The following is a 22,047-nucleotide window of genomic DNA, read 5'->3' as shown; positions in this document are numbered from 1 at the left end:
TTGCGAAATGTAAACCTAATTTTAAAAAAATTATGGAGATTTTATATTATATTAATATGTAGATGAATAATCAGATAGCTTTTATATAAAGTCTAAATATTATAGCAAAATAAAAAATTTATATTTAAGCTATGATGAAAGAAAAGAACCTTAAAGAATGTAAATTAAAGTTTTTAAAAGGGCAAAAAGTATTCAAGATTATCCGAATGCTAAAATAGAAATTTCCATCGCTAAAAAGCTTTAATACTTTTAGACAGACCTACATTAGTCTTAGATAACAGAACAGCTTACAGCATAGAAATTTTAAATTTTTTACATTGATGAATTTCACATTATCTAGATAACATATGAGATATCATTGCTATACTTAAAAGAATTAACATAAAAACCCTCTGCTAAAAAACAGAGGGTTTTTATTAAATTGAAGGGTGGACAATTAATTTATACATCCTTCTTTATATAATTTAAACTTCTAATAAGAATGCTTCATATGCTCTACAAGCTTCATATATATCTGCTTTGCTCGCAATTTCATATGGAGCGTGCATATTGTGCAGAGCAACTCCTGAATCTATAACTTCCATTCCGTACTCAGCTAAAATATAAGCGATTGTACCACCGCCACCTTGATCTACTTTTCCAAGTTCTGAAGTTTGCCATGAAACGTTATGTTTATCCATTACTTTTCTTAATTCAGCAATAAATTCTGGATTAGCATCATTACATCCACCTTTACCTCTAGCTCCAGTGTATTTGTTAAAAACAACTCCTTTTCCAAAGAATGCATTGTTTTGTTTTTCACTTACAGATGGATAATTTGGATCAAATGCAGCACTTACATCTGAAGATAGCATTTTTGAATTAGCTAACGATCTTCTAACTTTAAGATCACTATAATCCCCCATTAAATTCACTAGTTCTGCAACAGTATTCTCAAAGAATCTTGATTGCATACCTGTAGCGCCCATGCTTCCTACTTCTTCTTTATCAACTAAAAGAGTTATACAAGTCTTATCAGTTTCATTTAAATTCATCATAGCTTCAAATGAAGTATAAGCACACACTCTGTCATCATGACCATAAGCCATAACCATTGAGCTATCTAATCCATAACTTCTAGCTCTTCCTGCTGGAACTACTTCAAGTTCAGCCGATACAAAATCTTCTTCTGTAATTCCATACTTATCATTTAATAATCTTAACACATTTAATTTAACTCTATTTTTAGCTTCTTTATCTTCAACTGGTATACTTCCGATAAATACATTTAATTGTTCACCTTCAACAGCTTTAGCTAAAGTTTTTTGCATTTGATCTCCAGCTAAATGAATTAATAAATCGGATATTCCTACTACTGGTTCATTATCATTTTCACCTATTACAACATTAACGGTTGAACCATCTTTTTTGCAAACAACTCCATGAATAGCTAGTGGAATAGTTGTCCATTGATACTTCTTAACTCCACCATAATAATGGGTTTTTAATAATGCTAAATCAGAATCTTCATATAGTGGATTTTGTTTTAAGTCTAATCTTGGTGAATCAACATGTGCTCCTAATATTTTAAAGCCTTTTTCAACTGGTTCTGAACCAATTAAAAACAGTGCTAAAGTTTTTCCCATACAATTTGCATATACTTTATCTCCAGCTTTTAATGTTTTTCCTTCAGCAATGTATGTGTTAATATCTTTATATCCTTTTTTTTCAGCAAGAGCTATAAATTCTGTAACACACTCTCTTTCTGTTTTGCATTTTGACATAAAGTTTATATATCTATCAGATAATGCGAAAACTTTTTCTAAATCTTCTTTAGAATACTTGTCCCAAGCTAGTTCATACTTTTTAACTAAATCTGTCATTGCACGATCCCCTTTCAACACTTTATATACTTATATTCTACATTCTACTAAATAATTCTATAAATTACAAATATATTTTTAGCGGTTTAAAGCAAAATAATCAGCAAATTTTTCTTTGTATATTTTGCTTCAAATAAATAATCGGATTCTAAAGATAATTATGCTATCTTTTAGTTTTTATTATGTATTGTAGTATAAAATATACCCTATATACTTTCATATTAAAAATCCGAATTATTTAATTCATTCATTCTTTTTTCTATAGTATCTACTGCAGTAATATTTGAAGTATAACTATATCTATAGTTGGCAGCTGCGGCTTCAATTATTACTGCTATGTTCCTTCCAGGTCTTACAGGTAAAGTTAATTTTTCTACTTCAGTGTTTAAAATTTCTATATAGTCTTTATCTATCCCTAATCTCTCATAATTTTCATTACTACTCCAATTTTCTATTGAAATTACTAAATTGATTTGTTTCTTAGATTTTACTGAACTCATACCATATATTGCAGGTACATCAATAATTCCCATTCCTCTAACCTCAAGCATACCTTGAGTTATATAAGGACAACTACCATATAAAAATCCATCAATTTCTTTAATATCTACTGCATCATCAGCAATTAACCTATGTCCCCTCTTTATAAGTTCTAATGCTGTTTCACTTTTACCTATACCACTTTCTCCAATAATAAGTATTCCTATACCATATACATCTACTAATACTCCATGAATTCTTGTTTCAGGTGCTAACTCAATATCAAGAAAATTAGTTAACTTACTAACAAATCGCGTAGCCTTCATATCTGTTCTCAATACCCATGAATTATGTTTTTCAGCAGCTTCCAAGACTTCTTTATGAATTTCTAATGAGCGGGTTATAATGGTGCAAGGAGCATCATAAGAAAAAAATTTATTCATTCTTTCTTTTCTAATTTCAGGAGATAAAGATTCTAAATAGCTATATTCAGTTTTTCCTATTATCTGAACCCTTTTTTCATCAAAATAATCATAAAAACCAGTTAGTTGAAGTCCCGGTCTATTAATACCTCCTAATATTATATTCTTATTATCCTCCCCCTTTAACATTATCTCTAGATTAAAATTATTTATTAACTTTTCAACGTTTACTATCATAATATTTCACCCTCACTTTATGACAATTTTAATTTGCATTTTTTGGCGGTACTCTCTCTATTCCATCTAATTGGGCTCTAAAATTTCTCTTTACATTATCTATATATCTTTGTCTTAATTCCTGTTGTTCTACTTTTTCTTCATCAGTTAAACCTTCATTTTGACTTTTTTTATATAAAAAATTGATTCTTTCAATGATTTTGTCAATATTCATTTTATTATTCCTTCTTTCTAAATAAATATTTTATAATTTGACATTTTTGTATTTTACATTTTTTTCCACACATCTATAAATCAACATTTTGTTTTATTTTCCAAAAAATGTATATATCATTTATTGGAAATTATTTATGATTTTATGTATAATTTGTAAAAAAATACATAAAAATGGCAAATTAAAATGATTAACATTTCTTGTCTAATTTGTTAAAATTAAAGTATAAATTAAATGATAGTAATTATAGATTATTTAATTATGTGGGAGATAAAGTATGTTTGTTAAAGTAAAAATTTTAAAACAAAAAATTAATTCTTTCAAGACTTTATTACATTTACTTCTTATGTTTAAAAAGCCTACAGATAAAATTGTTGTAAGTTGTTCTCAACATTTAGACGAATATATAGTTGAATATCAAAAACTAAAAAAATTTGGAGCATAATTTCTTATTAAATTGTACAAGCTTCAGAAACTTAATAAGTTCCTGAAGTCTTGTATGTTTTATTTTTCATCTAAATATAAAATTATATCATCAATATTATTTATTTCATCTTTAGAAAAAACAACTACGAAATTATTAAAATCATATTTCTTCTCTGTAAGTTCATAGGCTATGAACTCATAATTCATATCATATTCTTCAGCACACTCATCTAGTATATCCTCCACATTATCTAATGCAAAATCACTTAAATAAGGTAAAAAATATTCATAGTACCAATCTTCATCCTTTATTTTTCCCTCATATTCTTCATTGGCATATTCATTAGCGGCTTCAATCTCAATATCATCGAAATAATATTTAAAAGCTATAATCAATTCTTTACTTTCATAAGCTACTTCACTTACATCCGATAATTCGTTTTCTTCTAAAAAATTAAGTATTTCTTTCTTGTTCAATATATTACCTCCTTAAAGTATTATAACTATTTATTATTCTACATACAAATAATAAATCCTTTAATATAGTATTGACTTAAAATTCTATATTTTATTAATAATTTTAATAATACACTTTTTGAAAAAAGACTTATATTTTGTTGAAATTTGTTATATAATTTAAAATCGCAAAGGATACAATGCAAAGGAGGAATTAATTATGAATATTAACTTAATTGGAGTACCAATATTTTTGGGCTGCGACAAAAAAGGTGTTGATTTAGCACCAAATAAACTAAGAGAAAAAAACATAGCTCAAATTATTAGAAATAATAATCATACTGTATATGATTTGGGAAACTTATATGTTCCTGAAAAAAAAGAGTGTGATAAGTTCTCAGCTCATAAAAACATGAAGTATGTTGACAGTATCATAGATGTAAACACAAATTTAGCTCATACTGTTTACAGTTCATTAAAGTCTGAAAGTTTTCCATTAACTATAGGAGGAGACCACTCCTTAGGATTAGGTAGTATTTCAGGTGCTAGTAAATATTACAATAATCTTGCAGTTATTTGGGTAGATGCTCATGGTGATATTAATACTCATGAAACATCACCATCTGGCAATGTGCATGGAATGCCTTTAGCCGCTGCCATGGGGATAGGTCACGATACTTTAACAAAGCTTTATTTTGAAGATAAAAAAGTAAATCCTAAGAATGTATTTATAATAGGTGCTAGAGATTTAGATACTGGAGAACTTCAATTAATAGAAAAGCATAAATTAAATGTTTATACTACTGAAGAAGTTCAAAAAAGAGGGGTAGAGGATATTTTAAATGATATTAAAGAAATTTTAATTAAAAATAATGTTGATGCAGTACATTTAAGCTTTGATATTGACTCTATAGATCCTAAGTTTCTTCCTGGAACTGGAACTCCAGTTGAGAATGGATTAACTGTTAACGAGGCTAAATTTATATTAAAATATCTATTAGAAACTAGATTAATAAAATCTATGGATTTTGTAGAGCTGAATACAGAACTTGATAAAGGCAATGATACCATTGAATTTTGTGTTGAAATCATTGATTATATATCTAAATATTTGTAAAAGTAAAACCGTGATTAAATCACGGTTTTTTAATACGCTTTTCACGCTTTAGTTTTTCATCCCAATTGTAAATCAAACAATTATATATATTTTTTTACTAAATATAAAGGAATTAAAACTAATTTTTCAAATTAGAATAGTAATTTCTAATACTATGATAAAAATATTAAAATAATTTAATTGTGATAAATCTAAATTTCTTTTTAATTCATTGTGTTTTATCTTATTATTTAACTAATTGTAAGAAATTCTCCACGAAAGATTCTGCTGCTGTGAAGTCTTCTTTACTTGGAACAAAATTAAATTTTAATCCTTCTGGTAACGTTTTAAATTTAAGTTCCTTTAACCTACTATTTAGCATTGGAACTGCTTCTCCACTCCATCCATAGGATCCAAAGGCTGAAGCAACTTTTCCCCTATTTACTATAGCACTTACATGAGATAATAAGTTCCATGTTGGTTCTACTGCATCTTGATTAATGGTTGGAGAACCTATAATAATACCACTTGACTTATCTACAAGCTCAATCATTTTACTAAAATCAGTAGTAGTTATTTCATGGGCTTCTGCTTTAATTTGATTATCTTCAATAGTCTTAGCTAAAAATTTTGCCATTGACTCAGTATTTCCATAAGCTGAAACATAAAATATTTGAATATTCTTTTCATCTACAGTAGTTTCTTTAGCCCATTCTCTATATAATTTTGTAAATTTCTCTATGTCATCAATATGAACTGGGCCATGACTTGGTGCAATCATATTTTTTTCAAGATTTTCTATTTTATCTAATCCTGCATTAACAAACTTTTTAAATGGCCCCATTATCACATCAAAATAATATTTCATTTCTTCAGTATAATCTCCACTACAACTGTCTGTTATACAATTCGCAGGACAATAATGGCATCCCATAACGTCACAAGTAAATAGAACTTTATTAATTTTATCATATGTGAATATTGTATCTGGCCAATGTAAGTTTGGTGCAGAAATAAATTCTAAAACTCTATTACCTATATTTAGCTCGCCTTCAGCAACTTGATTATAGAAATTTGAATTCAATATTCCACCTAAATATTTTATAGCAGCTCTAGATCCAACTATTTTAGCATTAGGATAATGTTCTAACAGCTTTATTAAGGAACCACTATGATCGAGTTCAGTATGTTGTACAATTATGTAATCGATATCTCTATTTCCTATAACACTTCTTATATTCTTTAAATATTGATCGAAAAACTTATCTTTAACAGTATCTACAATCACAACCTTTTCATCATCAATTAAATAAGAATTATAGGTTGTCCCTTTTTTGGTTTCCATTATAATATCAAATACTCTTAATTCTGGGTCATTAACACCTATCCAATATAATTTATCTTTTAATTCAACTGGTTTCATATACAAGACCTCCACTATAAGATATTTTTCCTTAAATAATACCCTTTATATGGTAACATATAAAATGGCCATTTTCAAGTAATAACAGTTATCAATATATGAATTTATAACAATTTTGATAGACTTTTTTTATACATTATATACTCTCTATGCAATGCTCTTGTTAAATTGACATAGAGTAATTTTTTATCAAGATTATTCTCACCATAATTCTCTTTATCACAATTATAAACTATCGTAGCGTCAAACTCTAATCCCTTTGTCATATAACTAGGAATTATTATTCTATTCCCTTTAATACCACTATCATTTTCATCAACCATACTCCACTGATAGTTACTTTGCTTTTTTAACTCCTTTAAAACATCTCTACATTGTTTATAAGTCTTACATATAATTGCAACAGTTTTTTTATTTATATCTTCAACTTCTTCAACAATCTTATCTATTTTATTTATTCCATCTAAAGTGTTTTCAATTTTTATAATCTTAGGCTTATGCCCATGTCTTAAAACTGGTTTTGCAGGAATTAAATTTAATTCTTGTTTATCTAGCACTATATTAGCAAAATCTATAATTTCCACCGTAGATCTATAACTTTGTGTTAGAGAAACATAAGTTGCATCATTTTCAAATACAGTTGTTATAAGCTTTTCCCATGAGTCAATACCTTTATGACTATAAATTCCTTGTCCTAAGTCTCCTACTATGGTCAAAGAGTTTTGTTTTGACAATAGCTTCAATATAAGCATTTCAAAGTAACTATAATCTTGAGCTTCATCTACAATTACATGTATATATTTACTATGTATGCCCTCTAAGGCCATTTTTAAATAAACTACATGTGGTAAATCTTCACTATCGATAATTTTGTCTCTAATATTTTTTTCAGCACTATTAACTATGTATTTTACAAGCTTTGAAGGAATTTTATTATCAGTAATCTCATTAAAAATCTCTTCATTTGAATATAAATTATAATAAGTAGATATCAATTTTTCATTCTGCCAACTATTAAAAAAGTCTTTTAAAGCTTTATTTCCCTTTTGTTTTAATTCTTTAATAAACTTATCTCGTTCATCATAAAGTTCTATAATGATTTTTCTTTTTCCTTCATCGTTTAAATTTTCTTTAGATTTAATGTCTTTTATCTTAAAACTATAGTTATCTTCAATCTGATTTTGCACGTTTTCAAGTTTATCTTTTAATTTTTGTTTAAAATATCGGTTAATTTCATCTTTACGTTTTACAATTGGTAGATGCTTTAAATCTCTTATATATAGTTTTTTAATTTCCTTTGCACTATATAAAACATACCCATCTATCTTTATATCATCAACTTCAACATCTTTTCTCTCTAGATATTTTATATATCTATCTAATATAACTTTAAAACTTAAAGAACCTTTTATTTTACTTACAGCGGTTAAATATTTTTTATCTTCCTCATCACTATCTTCCATTAAATAAGATAATTTTTTATCTTTAGTATAAATTCTACCTTTGTAATTTATTAGTGATGCACATAAACTTTCAAAAGTACTTTGAGTAACTGTATACACACCTAAATTAGGTAATACTTCAGAAATATAATCTAAAAATATTTCATTAGGCGCTACCACAAGTATTTCTTCATGTTCTAAAACTTCATTGTATGTATACACTAAATAAGCTAATCTATGTAGTGCAACAGTAGTTTTTCCAGAACCAGCAGATCCTTGTATTATCATAGCTTTATTTTTATATGCTCTTATTATCTCATTTTGTTCCTTTTGTATAGTGGCAACTACATCTTTAAGCTTGCTACTTATACTTTGTTCAAGATTTATCTTTAAAAATTCATCTATTAATTCATTACCTTCTACACTACTCTTTAATATGATTTCATTTATTCCTTCATCAAAAGCATCTATAAGCTTCTCATCTCTAACTAAAAATTTTCTTTTAAGCTTTAATTCTCCTTCGATTATCCCCTCTGGAGATATATAATGTGATTCGCCGTAGGTTCCACTATAATATAAGTTAGCAATAGGTGCTCTCCAATCGATTACAATTTCTTCATTTTTTAATTCGTCATTTAATCCGAATTTTCCAATATAAAAAGTTTCTGTATCATATCGTTTTTCTCTAAAATCAATTCTCGCAAAGTAAGGTTGCTTACTTGCTTCCTTATATTTATTTAAATTCTTTTCTGTAAATTGAAAAATTCTCTCTGCTAATATTAAATCATTACTAAAACTTCCACCACTAGACTTTTTCAAAGCAGAAATCTTTTCTTCATACTCTTCATATTTCTTTGAGGTCTTATTTTTTTCTATAATAACCCAATCTCTAACTTCTTCAAATTTTTTAAGTTCTAAGTTCAGTTTACTTTTTTCTATGGCCATATTAACACCTCAATTTCTTATAAACCTTATAATAGTAAAAATATTATAAATTTTTTCTGCATCTTATATGGTATAATGTTATCATTAATTATTGGAGTTGATAATATGATTTATATTGAAGATAATGCATACAATTACGCATTAAAAAATAATTATTCTTTTGTTATTAAAATCATCAATGTAAATTTATGTTGAGGAAATACCCCCTCTAAAGCACTTTGGGTAGAGTGTAAAAATTTTTATGATGATATTACTAATTATACATCATTTGAATATAAAAATGTTAAAATCTATATAGAAAAATCACTAAAACTTTCCTCTAATATAAAAATATACAAAAATAAAAAAAGCTATTTTAGAAGTAATAGTTTTGGAGTATATGGGGTTGGGATTTCTGAAAATAAAAGTTAATTATTTTAGCTTTAAAATATTTCGTATGCATTAAAAAGACGTGAAATAATCACGTCTTTACTCTTCGTCAACAAGTTCGTACATCTCAGTAGCCTTTGACATATATAATATTCCATCTAAATGATCGATTTCATGACAAAATGCTCTAGCTAAAAAATCTACTGCTTCATATTGAACTTTCTGTCCATCTACATTCATACCTTCTACAATTACTCTAGTAGGTCTTACTACTAAGCCTTCATGATCTTCGTAGCTTAAGCATCCTTCATAATCTTCTTCGCTTCCTGAGCTTTCAATTATTTTAGGATTCAATAGCACTATTGAATCAGATCCATCTCTCAGATCTATTAATATAGCTCTTTTTAATATACCTATTTGTGGTGCTGCTAGACCAACTCCACTACAATTGTACAAAGTATCCTTTAAATCCTGTACTAACGCTAGTACTTCTTCATCAATTTTAGTAATAGGTTCACATACTTTATTCAGTTTTTTATCACCATACTGAAGTATCTTTCTTATCGCCATAAATATATATTAAGACATATCTTTGCCTTAAATCCTCCTTTCACAAGGTATTATTCCTTTTAAATTATATAATAGTTAATCATATTACTCAAATATTTTTTAATAAAAATCATTTATTAATTTCTTTCTAACAGAATCTCATCTTTTCAACTAAATCAGTTAAATTTTATAAAGATAAATGTTGTATTCTTTAAACATTAAAAAACTGAGACAAATAAGTCTCAGTTTTGTTGTTGTGCTCTTTGTGTTTCTTCCATTATACTTTTAACTTTCATTAATCTAGTTAAAGCTCCTCTTTCATTTTCGTCAAGCTTCATCTTTATATATTTTATAGTTTCTTGAAGCTGAGGTATTGTCATATATTCAAGGGCATTAACTCTTCTTCTAGTCTTTTCAATCTCATCAGCCATCAATTGACAAGCTTTTTCTACTTCTGCCAATTCTAAAAGTTTAGGTAATATTAAATATAACTTTTCAATTGCTTCATCTAACTCTATTGTAGTAGACGCGAATCCATAAGGATAAATACTTCCTGGATCACTTTCAAGTTTTCTAATGAAATTCATTACTGGCACATTAACACTCATTACATTTTTAGTTTCAACCTCTACAGATATACTTTCTTTAGGGCAAGATAATGCAGCCTCTAAGAATTGAGGTGGCATAGCAGCACTTGCCATAAAGAAATTTTTAAAGACTTCTTGGAGCTTTTCTTCAACTTCACTTCTTAATTTGTTATTATATTTAATTAAATCAATGAATCTTCTCATAAGCTCATCTTGCTTATCTTTTAGTAATTTATGCCCTCTAGTAGCAGTGGCCAATCTTTTTTTAAGCCTGGTGAGCTCCATTCTGGTGGGATTAACATTTAGTTTCGCCATAGTTAATCATCCTCTCTTAGAGGTAAATACTTCTCTAAATATTCATCTCTAATTCTTTTAAGCTCCGTTCTAGGTAATATAGTTAATAAATCCCAACCTAATTTTAATGTTTCTTCTACAGTTCTATTTGCTTCAAAACCTTGAGAAACATATTTTTTTTCAAAAGCCTCTGCAAATTTAGCATACTTTTTATCTGCTTCAGAAAGGGCAGATTCTCCTAATATTGCTGCAAGCTCTTTTGCCTGTTTACCCTGTGCATAAGCTGAAAATAATTGGTTCATAGTATCTGCATGATCTTCTCTCGTTTTACCTTTTCCTATACCTTTATCTTTAAGTCTTGATAATGATGGTAAAACATCTATTGGAGGCATTATTCCCTTCTTATATAGCTCTCTTGAAAGGATTATTTGTCCCTCTGTTATATATCCAGTAAGGTCTGGAATTGGATGCGTTTTATCATCTTCTGGCATTGTTAAAATAGGAATTTGAGTAATAGAGCCCTCTTTTCCTCTCAATCTTCCAGCTCTTTCATATAGTGTTGAAAGGTCAGTATATAAATAACCAGGATATCCTCTTCTACCTGGAACTTCTTTTCTAGCTGCAGAAACTTCACGTAATGCTTCAGCATAGTTAGTTATATCTGTCATTATAACTAATACGTGCATTCCTTTTTCATAAGCAAGATATTCAGCTGTTGTTAGCGCCATTCTTGGAGTAGCTATTCTCTCTACAGCTGGATCATTAGCTAAGTTCATAAATAGAACTGATCTATCTATAGCTCCTGTTTTTGTAAATTCTTCAACGAAGAATTCTGCTTCTTCAAAAGTAATACCTATAGCTGCAAAAACCACAGCAAATTTTGAATCAGAATTTAAAACCTTTGCCTGTCTTGCTATCTGTGCAGCAAGTTGAGCATGTGGAAGACCTGATCCTGAAAACACAGGAAGTTTTTGTCCTCTAACTAAAGTATTAAGTCCATCTATAGCAGAAATACCTGTCTGAATAAATTCTGATGGATAATTTCTTGCTACAGGGTTTATAGGTTCCCCATTTATATCTAATCTCTTCTCTGGAATAATTTTAGGACCATTATCTTTTGGTCTACCCATACCATCAAAGACTCTTCCTAGCATATCTTCTGATACTCCAAGTTCTAGAGGTCTTCCTAGGAACTTAACTTTAGTTCCTTTTAAATTTATTCCAGTTGAACCCTCAAAAAGCTGAACCATGGCATTGCTACCATTAATCTCAAGAACCTTACCTCTTCTCTTTTCTCCAGTTTGTAATTCTATATCAACTAATTCGTCGAACTTTACACCTTCAACACCTTCAACAACCATCAAAGGTCCAACTACTTCCGCAACTGTCCTATATTCTTTAAGCATTTAGAACACCTCCTTCGATGATTAGTTTTTGAATTTCACTTTCTAATTCTTCTTCAATTTCTTTCATTTTATCTATTTCAGTTTCTGATATATACTTACTTCTTGCAATCTTATCTCTTACTGACACGTTAAGTATTTTTTCTAAATAAACTCCAGCATCAAGAGCTTTATTCGCTTCTTTCATAAATTTCAAAACAAGCTTTAACATCTTATATTGTTTATTTAATGAAGCATAAGTATCAACTTCATGGAAAGCGTTTTGCTGTAGATAGTCTTCTCTTATAGATTTAGAAACTTCTAGTTTTAATCTATCTCTTTCAGATAGTGCATCTATACCAACAAGTCTTACTATTTCTTCTAAGTTTGCTTCCTCTTGAAGAAGTGCCATTGCTTCTGTTCTTAACTCAGACCAATCTGGAGATATGTTTTCATTCATCCAACTTCCCATCTTATCTAGATATAAGGAATATGAATCCAACCAATTAATTGCTGGGAAATGTCTTCTATAGGCAAGATTTGCATCTAATCCCCAGAATACCTTAACTATTCTTAAAGTAGCCTGTGTAACTGGTTCTGATAAGTCTCCTCCTGGTGGTGAAACAGCTCCTATTGCAGTTACTGCTCCTTCTCTACCATCTGAACCCAATGCTATAACTTTACCAGCTCTTTCATAATAATCAGCAAGTCTTGAACCTAAGTATGCTGGGTATCCTTCATCACCTGGCATTTCTTCAAGCCTTCCTGACATCTCTCTTAAAGCTTCAGCCCAACGTGAAGTAGAGTCTGCCATTATTGAAACAGAATATCCCATATCTCTAAAATACTCTGCAATTGTTATACCAGTGTAAATTGAAGCTTCTCTCGCTGCAACTGGCATATTGGAAGTATTAGCTATAAGTACTGTTCTTTTCATTAAACTTTCCCCTGTTTTTGGATCTTTAAGTTCAGGGAATTCGTTTAGAACGTCAGTCATTTCATTTCCACGTTCTCCACATCCAACATAAACAACTATTTCTGCATCTCCCCATTTTGCTATTTGATGTTGAACAACAGTTTTACCAGCTCCAAATGGTCCTGGAACTGCTGCTGCTCCACCTTTTGCTACTGGAAAGAAAGTATCAATAACCCTTTGTCCTGTAATCATTGGCTCTATCGGATTTAATTTTCTAGAGTATGGTCTACCACGTCTTACAGGCCATTTTTGAATTAAGTTTAATTCTTTATCACCTTTTTCTGAAGAAACTATACAAACAGTTTCTTCAATAGTAAATTCTCCTGATTTTATATCCTTAACTGTTCCTTCTACTCCATAAGGTACCATTATTTTATGAAGTACTACTGGTGTTTCTTGAACAGTTCCTATTATATCTCCAGCTACAATTGCATCTCCAACTTTAACAGTAGGTTTAAATTCCCATTTTCTATCTCTGTTTAGAGATTTTACAGATACACCCTTTGATAAAAAGGATGATTTTGCAGCCTCCATAAATGCATCTAAAGGTCTTTGTATTCCGTCAAACATTGACTCTATAAGCCCAGGCCCAAGCTCAACACTTAAAGGCTCTCCTGTAGTTGTAACAGGATCTCCTGGTCCTAAACCTGAAGTTTCTTCATAAACTTGTATAGAAGCTTTATCGCCTCTCATCTCAATTATTTCACCGATAAGACCTTTTTCCCCAACTTTTACAACGTCATATATATTGGCTTCATCCATATCCTTAGCAAGAACTAAAGGACCTGAAACCTTAACAATTTTACCGTTCTTCAAGTTACATACCTACCTTTCTATAAGATATTCACACCTACAGCCTTCTCAACATTATCACTAATTCTTTTCTTACCAATGTTTAAAGTACCTTGATTACTTGGAATTAATATAATGGAAGGAAGCAACTTTTTATTATATCTTTCTATAGTTTCATCTAAGTGCTGTGCTAATTGCTCAGTTACAAATATTACCGCATAATCGTTATAGGCCATTTTATCTATTGCTTTTCTAGCTTCTTCTGCTTCTACCACTGGAAAAACATCTATTCCTATAGCTTTAAATGCTAATACAGAATCCTTATCCCCTACAACTCCAATTTTATGCATATATATCACGCAACCTTTCTCTAATAATATTACTGTCAACTTTATTAAGCTTACCAGCTAATATTATTCTAATTATTTTTATTTCAGTTTCTTTAGCTATTATATATGCAATTATAGGTTCTGGACCAAAATTAATTCTCTTAGCATTTTTTATAAAACTCATTAAATAATTATCTGAATAAACTTCAAGAGAATTATATTTGCCACTACTTGAATATTCTTCCATTAGAGCTTTTAAGACAGTCTCATATCCATATTTAGATATTCTATTGCTAAAACTTTCTAAATTATCATTTAGTCCCTGTATAAAAAACTCTTTAGATATATTTCCATTATCTAACAATACACTTTCTAAAAATCTAATATCTTTGTTTTGCATTTTAACTCTTATCATTGTTTTTATATTAGTTAAATCTATTGATTTCTTTATAAAATCTACAATGAAATCAAAGTTGGATTCCTTAGCTTTTTCAATTATAGCTTTATACATATAATTATCTAAAATTATATCTACACTTTGAGAATCCTTATTTTCTTCGTAGTTCTTTTGAACTTCTACAATAGCTTCTCTCATTATAGGTTCCAACTCTTTTAACTCATTAGTAACCATAGAATTTTTTAACTTATCAATTTCCACAGTACCAATAGGAATTAATAAAGAAGATAAATCTCCTCCTAAAATGTCAGACTTCTTTAAAACTTTAATATTATGATAGTCATATTTAATACTCATAATATCAACAATTAATTTTTCAGGAGAAATTTCATACATAAGAGAGTAAAGCCTTTTTAACTCCTCATTTAATAATAGTTCATAGTCCTCATTTCTTTTCAATATGGATATATTATCTCCATATTGAGTTTCTTGAAGAATTTTAATAGCTTCTTCTAAAGAACTACTTTCTATCATTCTTTCTATTTTCATTTTATCAAGGAGCTTTTTTTCTATAACTCTTAGCCTAGCCACAGCATGAGTAAAGTTCATTCTATCCATATGGCTATCCTCCTTAAAGATTAATCAAATAACATCATTGCTACTTCATTTTCTATTTCATATCTTAAAGAATTCACTAAAGCATCATAGGAATAGTTAAATTCTATACCACTTTTAGCTAAAATAAATCCTCCATTCATTTGTCTAGTATTTTTACTTAATATGATATTTGCCTTTTCAACATCTTTAGCAATGGTTCTATTTAATTCCTTTATAAATTCTTCACCTATTTTATCTTTATCATTTTCAGAAACTATTATTTCTTCATGCCCTTGAAGTTTAATTGATTTAAGATTATTTCTTATATAATTTAAATAATCCTCAGAGTTCATATTATTAAGTTCTTTTATAGCTTCATCAAAAACTTTATCAATTATTTGTTGCTTTGCAACTAATTTTTCATTTCTTACTTTTAATTCACTTTTTGATATAGCTCTATCAAAAAGATTCTTACCTTCTAAATCTGCTTTTTCTATTATACTTTTTGCAAGTTTTTCAGCTTCTTCTTTCTTTTTAGCTATTAACTCTTTTTCTTTTACTTTAGCATCATTAATTATACCAGCAGCTTTTTCATTAGCATCGCTTATAATCTTTGAAGTTAGATTTTCTAAATTTGACATTATCATCACTTCCTTAATTAAAAGTTAGCGTTGATTATTAATAATAGTGACATAACAAAGCCTAATAACGCATATGTCTCAACCATAACTGTTAAGATAATACCTTTTGTGTTATGTTCTGGTCTTTTAGCTAATATTTGAATTGCTGCTGCTGCTGTTCTTGCTTGTGCTATTGCTGATTTCCATCCTGCAAAAGCTATTGGTAAACAAGCTGCGAATAAATATAAACCATTTGCTAAAGTAATATCTGGTTTTATTTGGAATAGCACCATAAGAGCTATAACGAAACCATAAAGTCCTTGCGTACCTGGTAATAATTCTAATATAAGTGCCTTACCGAACTTTTCTGGTTCCTCTGTAATTAATCCTGAAGCGGCTTCTCCAACCATTCCAACACCTCTAGCTGAACCTATTCCTGGCATAATTGCAGCTAATGCAACACCCATTGCTGCAAAAACTATCCCTCCATTGTCTACTAAAAATCCCATTAAGTTTGTCATGAAAATTCCTCCTTAATCCTTAACAACTTTTACATATTTTGAACTAAATTTTAATGGTCTAAATGTTTTGCCTCCGCCTTCATAAAACTTATTAAAATACTCAAGATATTGTAATCTACAAGTATGAACATAAGCTCCTAAGGCATTTATGAATAAATTAAATAAGTGACCTACTACAAATATCAGTGATCCAGCTAAAATTTTTGCTATTGGATTTCCTAGCATTCCAATCATTAAGTTAAATGCTGATCCAATAAATCCTGTTGCAAGTCCAAGTGCTGCAAGTCTAGTATAAGATACTAAGTCTCCTACATAACCTGTTATTCCATATAATGAATATAAACCTGCACCAAGTTTTGCGCCTATTCCCTTTTCACTTCTTCCATGAGTTAATAAAATTAATATCATGCCACCAAATGTAGCATATTTTGCAATTGTAGGAATATTCCCACTTGAAGATAAACTACTTAATGCACCTGAAGCTGATAATAACCATAGAATACCTCCTGTTAAAGTCAAATACCATAAACCTACATCTAATAGTGCATCTAATGGTTTTCCATCTCTAACTAACATATAGCCTTTAATTCCTAAACCAACATATATTTGAATTAATCCCAAAGCCACTGAAACTATCATCAATAAAATTACATTACTATCTGGCTTCATCCATATTGGACTAATTTTAATTGCATCTCCGAAGTAACTACCGTACATTACTCCCCAAAAAATTGTGGATATACTTAAATAGAAGAACATTTTGATGGATTTTCTTTTATCTTCATCTAGATTGAAGAATTTTAACGCTACCAAAGAACCGATAAACATAACTAATCCATATCCAGCATCTGATAACATCATACCAAAGAAGATAAAATAGAAAGGCATAAATAATGGTGTTGGGTCTATCTCATTGTATCTAGGCATACTATACATTTCTGTAATTGGTTCAAAAGCCTCTGATACTGCTCCATTTTTCAATAATATAGGAACATCTTCACCCTTTGCATCTTCTAATTCTAAATAATATTCACTATTTAGACTTTTACTTATTGCTTCTTCAAATTTATCTATAGTTTCTTCTGGTAACCATCCTTCTATTGTTAGAATATTTTTGCTTCTCAAGAAATTATTACAACTCTCTAATCTAAGTAAATGATTTTCATTATATTCATATATAAGTTTAAAATCATTTATATATTTCACATGTTCTTCAATCTCTTTTTTTATATTTTCTAACTCACTTTTTAATTCTTTTATTTTAGTTTTAAAATTTCTAATAACTTCCTTTGGTGGTACTTCATAATCATAATTTACCCTACTAAAGCTATATCTCTTTAGTAAAGTTTCTATTTCACTTTGTAACTCTTTATGGAAAATTATTAGAATATTACTGTCTCTATTATCTTCATTTACAACCTCAATATAACAATTATTATATTGAAAACTTATATCTTCCCTTAAATTATCTATGAAATTCTTAGGAACTACCCCTAAATAGGCAATGCAATTTTTAAAATTATTTACTTCATTCATAGATATATCTAAATTACTCCATTTGCCTATTTCTTCAATTTCACTAGATAGTTTTGAGATATGCTGTTTTTTCTTGTTGATAGTGCTTTCTTTTTCTTTTAAATAATTGTATTGTTTTTTCCATTGTAAATCTTCAACTGCTTTTTCAAGTTCATAATAGGTAACAGTGTTTTTTCCCTCTTTTAAGCTCTGAATCATTCCTTTTTTTTCTTCATACTGGCTTAAAAAATCAATAGCAAACCTGATTTTTGCTTGCTCTTCTTCAATTTCTGATATTTCAATATGAGCAGAGTCTTTTTGTAAATATTCTTCAAGTTCTTCTTGTATTAAAACCTCAGAAAATTGAACACTTTCTAACCTTTGTAGATCTTGCAATAGCTTTTGCTTTTGTGACTCAAAGGCTAAAAGCGTAAACTTCTTCATTTTAACTATTGCCATTGAAATTCACTATCCTCTCAATTACTAATTTAACAGCACTATTAAATTTATTAGCATCTACATTCAGTATATGACCTACTTCTTCCTTACCTTTTTTCATTATAGGTTCAGACTCAACTTCACTTTCACTTATAAATTTAGATTTTATTTGCTCTGCTTCTTTATAAGCTTCAGTAAGTCTAACTTCATACTGCTTATCTGCCTCTCTTTCTGCATTTTTAATTATATCTTTACTTTCTTTCAATGCTTTTTCTAATATTTGTGCTGCTTGATCTTCTGCTGTTTTAACTTTGTTTATAGCTTCTAATGCCAAAATATCACCACCTTTTAAAATATAATTATATGGAAAGAGAGGAATAATCTCCTCTCCGACACAATATCATATACTTTATAAAACATCACAAAATACTTATAAAAGGTTTATGTTTACCACTTATTATATATAGGTAAAATTTATTGTACAAGATGTGAAAACGTACTAAGTGGTAAAGTTAACTAATTATTAACCATTTGTTCATTATTTGTTCATTATTTAGGATTTTTTTTCTATTTTTTTAAGTATATTCCTAGATCTATTAAAACATTATTGCTATTATTAAAGAAACCTACATAGAAATCCTTCTTCGTTATCAATTTATTTACAAAATATTGATTTAAGTCATAATTGAATTTTTCAATATGTACATCATTAACAGAACTTATTAAATTATTATCAATGAGATTCTCTTTAATTTGTTTTTCTATGTTTTTACCACTTTCTCTATAAATAAAATCTGGAATTCCTCTTTTTTTATTATAGGTTAAATAGTCAAACTTAATTATGTCACATAATAATTCACTATTCCTTCTTAATATTTCATTATTGAAGTCAAAAAATACCTTATAATATTCACTTGAAGAAATATTTCTTTTAAAATATCCCTTTTCTTTGTAAAACAGTGATAGCTGTTCATAAAAATCAAATGGAGTATCAAAAAGATCACTTTCTACAAAATACTTTAATATATTATTAAATTTTCCGCTGTTTAAATATTTATCGACCATATGTTCAATATGCTTTAGTCTAATTAATTCATTATAACTTATATTTTTGGTTTTCAATATTTCATAGGGAGGGTATGGACTATAATGCATATCCCACTTTTCTGCTTCTTCTCTCATACTTGATCCTTTTAAAAGTTTTAGAAAACCTAATTGAAGTTCATCTGGTCCTATTGCATATACATCATTAAAAGAGTTTTTAAAAGAATTAAAATCCTCTCCTGGAAGTCCTGCTATAAGATCTAAATGCTGCATGATATTTTTTAAACATTTTAATTCTTCCACTTTTTCTTTTATTGTAGAAAAATTAACATTTCTATTTATATTCTTAAGAATTTTATCATTAGTAGTTTGTACACCTACTTCAAATTGAAACAATCCTTTTTTTGCTTTGGATAGTGTTTCTATAGATTTACTGCTTAATAAGTCAGCAGATATCTCAAAGTGAAATCTAGTCTCTCCATCTAATTCAATTAAATAATTCCAAATTTTATTTGCAAAACTTTCGTTACAGTTAAATGTCCTATCAACAAATTTTACTAATCTAACTTTATTATCAACAAAATATTTTAAATCTTTCTTCACCTTTTCAATATCTATAAATCTAACTCCATGAAAAGTTGAAGATAAACAATATTTACAGTTGAATGGACATCCCCTAGAGGCTTCATAATATACTATTTTATGAGCTAAGTCTTCACTTTCTTCATAAGGAAAGACTATTTTATTCATGTCCATTAAGGAACGATTTCCACCATAGTAAATTTGTCCACTCTTTTTAGAGTAAAGCCCTCTAATATTACTATAATCTATTTCTTCATTTTTATATTCTTTTATTTTAGTATAAATAAACTCTCTATAAGTTTCTTCCCCTTCGCCCTCTATAACATATTCACCACAGTTAGCTTTTAGAAAATTCTCTGAATCATAACTTACTTCAGGTCCACCATAAAATATTTGTATGCTATCATCTATTGACTTTATTAAGGTTGTTATTCTTGTTATATATTCAATATTCCATATATAACAGGAAAAACCTAGTAATCTAGGTTTTCTCTCCATTATTTCCTCTACAATTCTCTCAACCCTATCATTTACAGAAAACTCCATAATATCACAATTATAATCCATATCTTTAGTATAAGCCTTTAAATACCTTACTGCTAAATTACTGTGAATATATTTAGCATTTACCCCAACTAATAAAACATTCATCCATTATTTCTCCTCTTTCTACAAATTATATTGTATACTCCATTATTACTTTTAAAGTTCATAACCTCAAATCGTTTATCAACTAGATCTAATATTTTTTCTTTAGAATTATCTTTTAAAATATTATAATCTTTAATCTGAAATTCCTTTAAACTTTTATCTGGCATATATACTTTTATATTATTTTCATAAGTTTTTAAAAATTTTTTATCTATATCCCATATATATAAAATTCCATCATTTTTCAGATAGTCTCCAACTTCATCAATAAGTCTCCTTTTTTCAATATTTTTAAATATTGAATTCAAACTAAAAAAAAGTATACAACTATCATAACTCTGTTTTTCAATATTCCTTCGTGCTCTTTTTTCAAAATATTGAATATCACATTCTTCATCATAATGCTTGAACAGATTATATATTACTCCATAATTGTCATGGCCTATATCCAACAAATTTCCATATAAAATATTGTTTTCTAAATTAATAAATACAGAACTATTCATAAATTCTTCACCTCATTTAATATCTATATAAGATTATTATAGATACTATTCAACGAAGCTTTTACATTTCCTTCCATATACTTTTAATTAATTATTTACATCATTATAAAACATTAATAAAAACCCTGCTGTACTTTGGTTTGCTTTTAATAATACCTTATCTAGAACTTTAGCATATCTTTGATTTTTATTTCTAATATTCCTATACATACTATCAATTCTATTAGAGTATTTAGTATTTTCTTTAACATACTCCTCAACTGTATTATAATTTATAGCTCCTTGTTTAATAGGATGAGTATATCCATTTTGGATAAGTCTAATAGCCCATGTTTCAAAACTCTTATGATTCCTCAAATTTACATTGGCATGTGCAGGCACCGTTGTATCTTGAATTAAATGGCATGCTGCTCCTAAATAAAATATAGCTTTAGGAATATTATTGCAATGGATATTCTTTAAAGCTTTATTATAATAGATTTCACATTCAATTAATGCATTAGAACAACCATATAAACCTCTTCCATCTTCATGATGATAAAAATGATTAGCACTTTTAAAGTCTGCATCTGCCCATATTACACCTTTGTTTAAAATTTTAATATATTTTTTAAAAAATTTGTACTGTTTTTCATATCCATCATTTCTTAAAATTTCTAAGGCCTCTTTGTTTATAAATTGATGAACAATGCACTCTGTCTTTTTAACCTTTTTCTTTATGGGATTAAAAGCATATAATAGAAATTTTAATGTGTAACCATAAGTATTTTCAATCTTCCGTTTAATTATATTACCACCTTCTACTGTAAAAATTAATACAGTATTATTATAAACAAACTTATCAAAAAAGATAGCTAGATTTTAAATTTAATTTATTTATTTCTAGAAAATAAAT

General features: G+C 28.3%; 21 protein-coding genes. 2 read left to right on the top strand and 19 right to left on the bottom strand.

What is annotated here, in order from left to right; all coding sequences use genetic code 11:
- Positions 1 to 464 precede the first annotated feature (464 nt).
- The 3 genes from ACWPW7_RS13980 to ACWPW7_RS13970 form a co-directional block, all read right to left on the bottom strand.
- A complete protein-coding gene (locus ACWPW7_RS13980; RefSeq protein WP_291561767.1) occupies positions 465 to 1,862 on the bottom strand; it encodes an aminopeptidase in 1,398 nt (465 codons plus the stop codon).
- A gap of 221 nt (positions 1,863 to 2,083) precedes the next feature.
- Positions 2,084 to 3,001: an HPr(Ser) kinase/phosphatase gene (gene hprK / locus ACWPW7_RS13975; protein WP_291561769.1), complete on the bottom strand. Its 918-nt coding sequence runs from the start codon at positions 2,999 to 3,001 to the stop codon at positions 2,084 to 2,086.
- A 28-nt stretch (positions 3,002 to 3,029) separates the two neighbouring features.
- Complete coding sequence (locus ACWPW7_RS13970; protein ID WP_039630434.1) at positions 3,030 to 3,215, bottom strand: DUF896 domain-containing protein; 186 nt, start codon at positions 3,213 to 3,215, stop codon at positions 3,030 to 3,032.
- A 277-nt stretch (positions 3,216 to 3,492) separates the two neighbouring features.
- On the opposite strand from ACWPW7_RS13970, the gene ACWPW7_RS13965 reads away from it, so the two are divergent.
- Positions 3,493 to 3,660 (top strand): aspartyl-phosphate phosphatase Spo0E family protein, encoded by a 168-nt coding sequence (locus ACWPW7_RS13965; RefSeq protein ID WP_082024850.1) that lies wholly within the window; start codon positions 3,493 to 3,495, stop codon positions 3,658 to 3,660.
- Positions 3,661 to 3,719: 59 nt separating this feature from the next.
- Here ACWPW7_RS13965 and ACWPW7_RS13960 read toward each other — a convergent pair whose 3' ends face one another.
- Positions 3,720 to 4,118: a hypothetical protein gene (locus ACWPW7_RS13960; protein WP_454053998.1), complete on the bottom strand. Its 399-nt coding sequence runs from the start codon at positions 4,116 to 4,118 to the stop codon at positions 3,720 to 3,722.
- A 199-nt stretch (positions 4,119 to 4,317) separates the two neighbouring features.
- On the opposite strand from ACWPW7_RS13960, the gene rocF reads away from it, so the two are divergent.
- Entirely contained in the window at positions 4,318 to 5,214 is an 897-nt protein-coding gene (gene rocF / locus ACWPW7_RS13955; protein WP_454053997.1) for an arginase, read from the top strand.
- A gap of 226 nt (positions 5,215 to 5,440) precedes the next feature.
- On the opposite strand, the gene ACWPW7_RS13950 is transcribed toward rocF, so the two are convergent.
- The 15 genes from ACWPW7_RS13950 to ACWPW7_RS13880 form a co-directional block, all read right to left on the bottom strand.
- Entirely contained in the window at positions 5,441 to 6,616 is a 1,176-nt protein-coding gene (locus ACWPW7_RS13950) for an FprA family A-type flavoprotein (RefSeq protein ID WP_454053996.1), read from the bottom strand.
- 104 nt (positions 6,617 to 6,720) lie between these two features.
- Positions 6,721 to 9,003: an RNA polymerase recycling motor HelD gene (helD, locus tag ACWPW7_RS13945; RefSeq protein ID WP_454053995.1), complete on the bottom strand. Its 2,283-nt coding sequence runs from the start codon at positions 9,001 to 9,003 to the stop codon at positions 6,721 to 6,723.
- A 468-nt stretch (positions 9,004 to 9,471) separates the two neighbouring features.
- Positions 9,472 to 9,942: a peptide deformylase gene (def, locus tag ACWPW7_RS13940; RefSeq protein WP_454053994.1), complete on the bottom strand. Its 471-nt coding sequence runs from the start codon at positions 9,940 to 9,942 to the stop codon at positions 9,472 to 9,474.
- Between the two features lie 221 nt (positions 9,943 to 10,163).
- Entirely contained in the window at positions 10,164 to 10,823 is a 660-nt protein-coding gene (locus tag ACWPW7_RS13935) for a V-type ATP synthase subunit D (RefSeq protein ID WP_454053993.1), read from the bottom strand.
- Between the two features lie 2 nt (positions 10,824 to 10,825).
- Positions 10,826 to 12,208 (bottom strand): V-type ATP synthase subunit B, encoded by a 1,383-nt coding sequence (locus tag ACWPW7_RS13930; RefSeq protein WP_454053992.1) that lies wholly within the window; start codon positions 12,206 to 12,208, stop codon positions 10,826 to 10,828.
- Positions 12,201 to 13,976 carry a V-type ATP synthase subunit A gene (locus ACWPW7_RS13925; protein ID WP_454053991.1) on the bottom strand — a complete coding sequence of 592 codons (1,776 nt, stop codon included), beginning with the start codon at positions 13,974 to 13,976 and terminating at the stop codon, positions 12,201 to 12,203. Before ACWPW7_RS13925 ends, ACWPW7_RS13930 begins: the two co-directional genes overlap by 8 nt.
- A gap of 17 nt (positions 13,977 to 13,993) precedes the next feature.
- Positions 13,994 to 14,302 carry a V-type ATP synthase subunit F gene (locus ACWPW7_RS13920; protein WP_080619086.1) on the bottom strand — a complete coding sequence of 103 codons (309 nt, stop codon included), beginning with the start codon at positions 14,300 to 14,302 and terminating at the stop codon, positions 13,994 to 13,996.
- Positions 14,295 to 15,296 (bottom strand): V-type ATP synthase subunit C, encoded by a 1,002-nt coding sequence (locus ACWPW7_RS13915; RefSeq protein WP_454053990.1) that lies wholly within the window; start codon positions 15,294 to 15,296, stop codon positions 14,295 to 14,297. Before ACWPW7_RS13915 ends, ACWPW7_RS13920 begins: the two co-directional genes overlap by 8 nt.
- A 20-nt stretch (positions 15,297 to 15,316) precedes the next feature.
- A complete protein-coding gene (locus ACWPW7_RS13910) occupies positions 15,317 to 15,916 on the bottom strand; it encodes a V-type ATP synthase subunit E (RefSeq protein ID WP_454053989.1) in 600 nt (199 codons plus the stop codon).
- Between the two features lie 17 nt (positions 15,917 to 15,933).
- Positions 15,934 to 16,416: a V-type ATP synthase subunit K gene (locus ACWPW7_RS13905; protein WP_039630411.1), complete on the bottom strand. Its 483-nt coding sequence runs from the start codon at positions 16,414 to 16,416 to the stop codon at positions 15,934 to 15,936.
- 12 nt (positions 16,417 to 16,428) lie between these two features.
- The gene (locus tag ACWPW7_RS13900; protein WP_454053988.1) at positions 16,429 to 18,375 is read right to left on the bottom strand and encodes a V-type ATP synthase subunit I; all 1,947 of its coding nucleotides are present in this window, start codon (positions 18,373 to 18,375) and stop codon (positions 16,429 to 16,431) included.
- A 1-nt stretch (position 18,376) separates the two neighbouring features.
- Positions 18,377 to 18,703: an ATPase gene (locus ACWPW7_RS13895; protein WP_454053987.1), complete on the bottom strand. Its 327-nt coding sequence runs from the start codon at positions 18,701 to 18,703 to the stop codon at positions 18,377 to 18,379.
- 233 nt (positions 18,704 to 18,936) lie between these two features.
- Positions 18,937 to 20,646 carry a B12-binding domain-containing radical SAM protein gene (locus ACWPW7_RS13890; protein WP_454053986.1) on the bottom strand — a complete coding sequence of 570 codons (1,710 nt, stop codon included), beginning with the start codon at positions 20,644 to 20,646 and terminating at the stop codon, positions 18,937 to 18,939.
- Positions 20,643 to 21,152, bottom strand: a complete 510-nt coding sequence (locus tag ACWPW7_RS13885; RefSeq protein WP_291561805.1) for a class I SAM-dependent methyltransferase — start codon at positions 21,150 to 21,152, stop codon at positions 20,643 to 20,645. Before ACWPW7_RS13885 ends, ACWPW7_RS13890 begins: the two co-directional genes overlap by 4 nt.
- An 87-nt stretch (positions 21,153 to 21,239) precedes the next feature.
- Complete coding sequence (locus tag ACWPW7_RS13880) at positions 21,240 to 21,827, bottom strand: zinc dependent phospholipase C family protein (RefSeq protein ID WP_454055510.1); 588 nt, start codon at positions 21,825 to 21,827, stop codon at positions 21,240 to 21,242.
- Positions 21,828 to 22,047 lie beyond the last annotated feature (220 nt).

The sequence above is a fragment of the Clostridium sp. Marseille-Q7071 genome, assembly GCF_965112025.1.
Note: the sequence above shows the minus strand (reverse complement) of the source record. Positions and strands in the feature narration are given on the sequence as shown.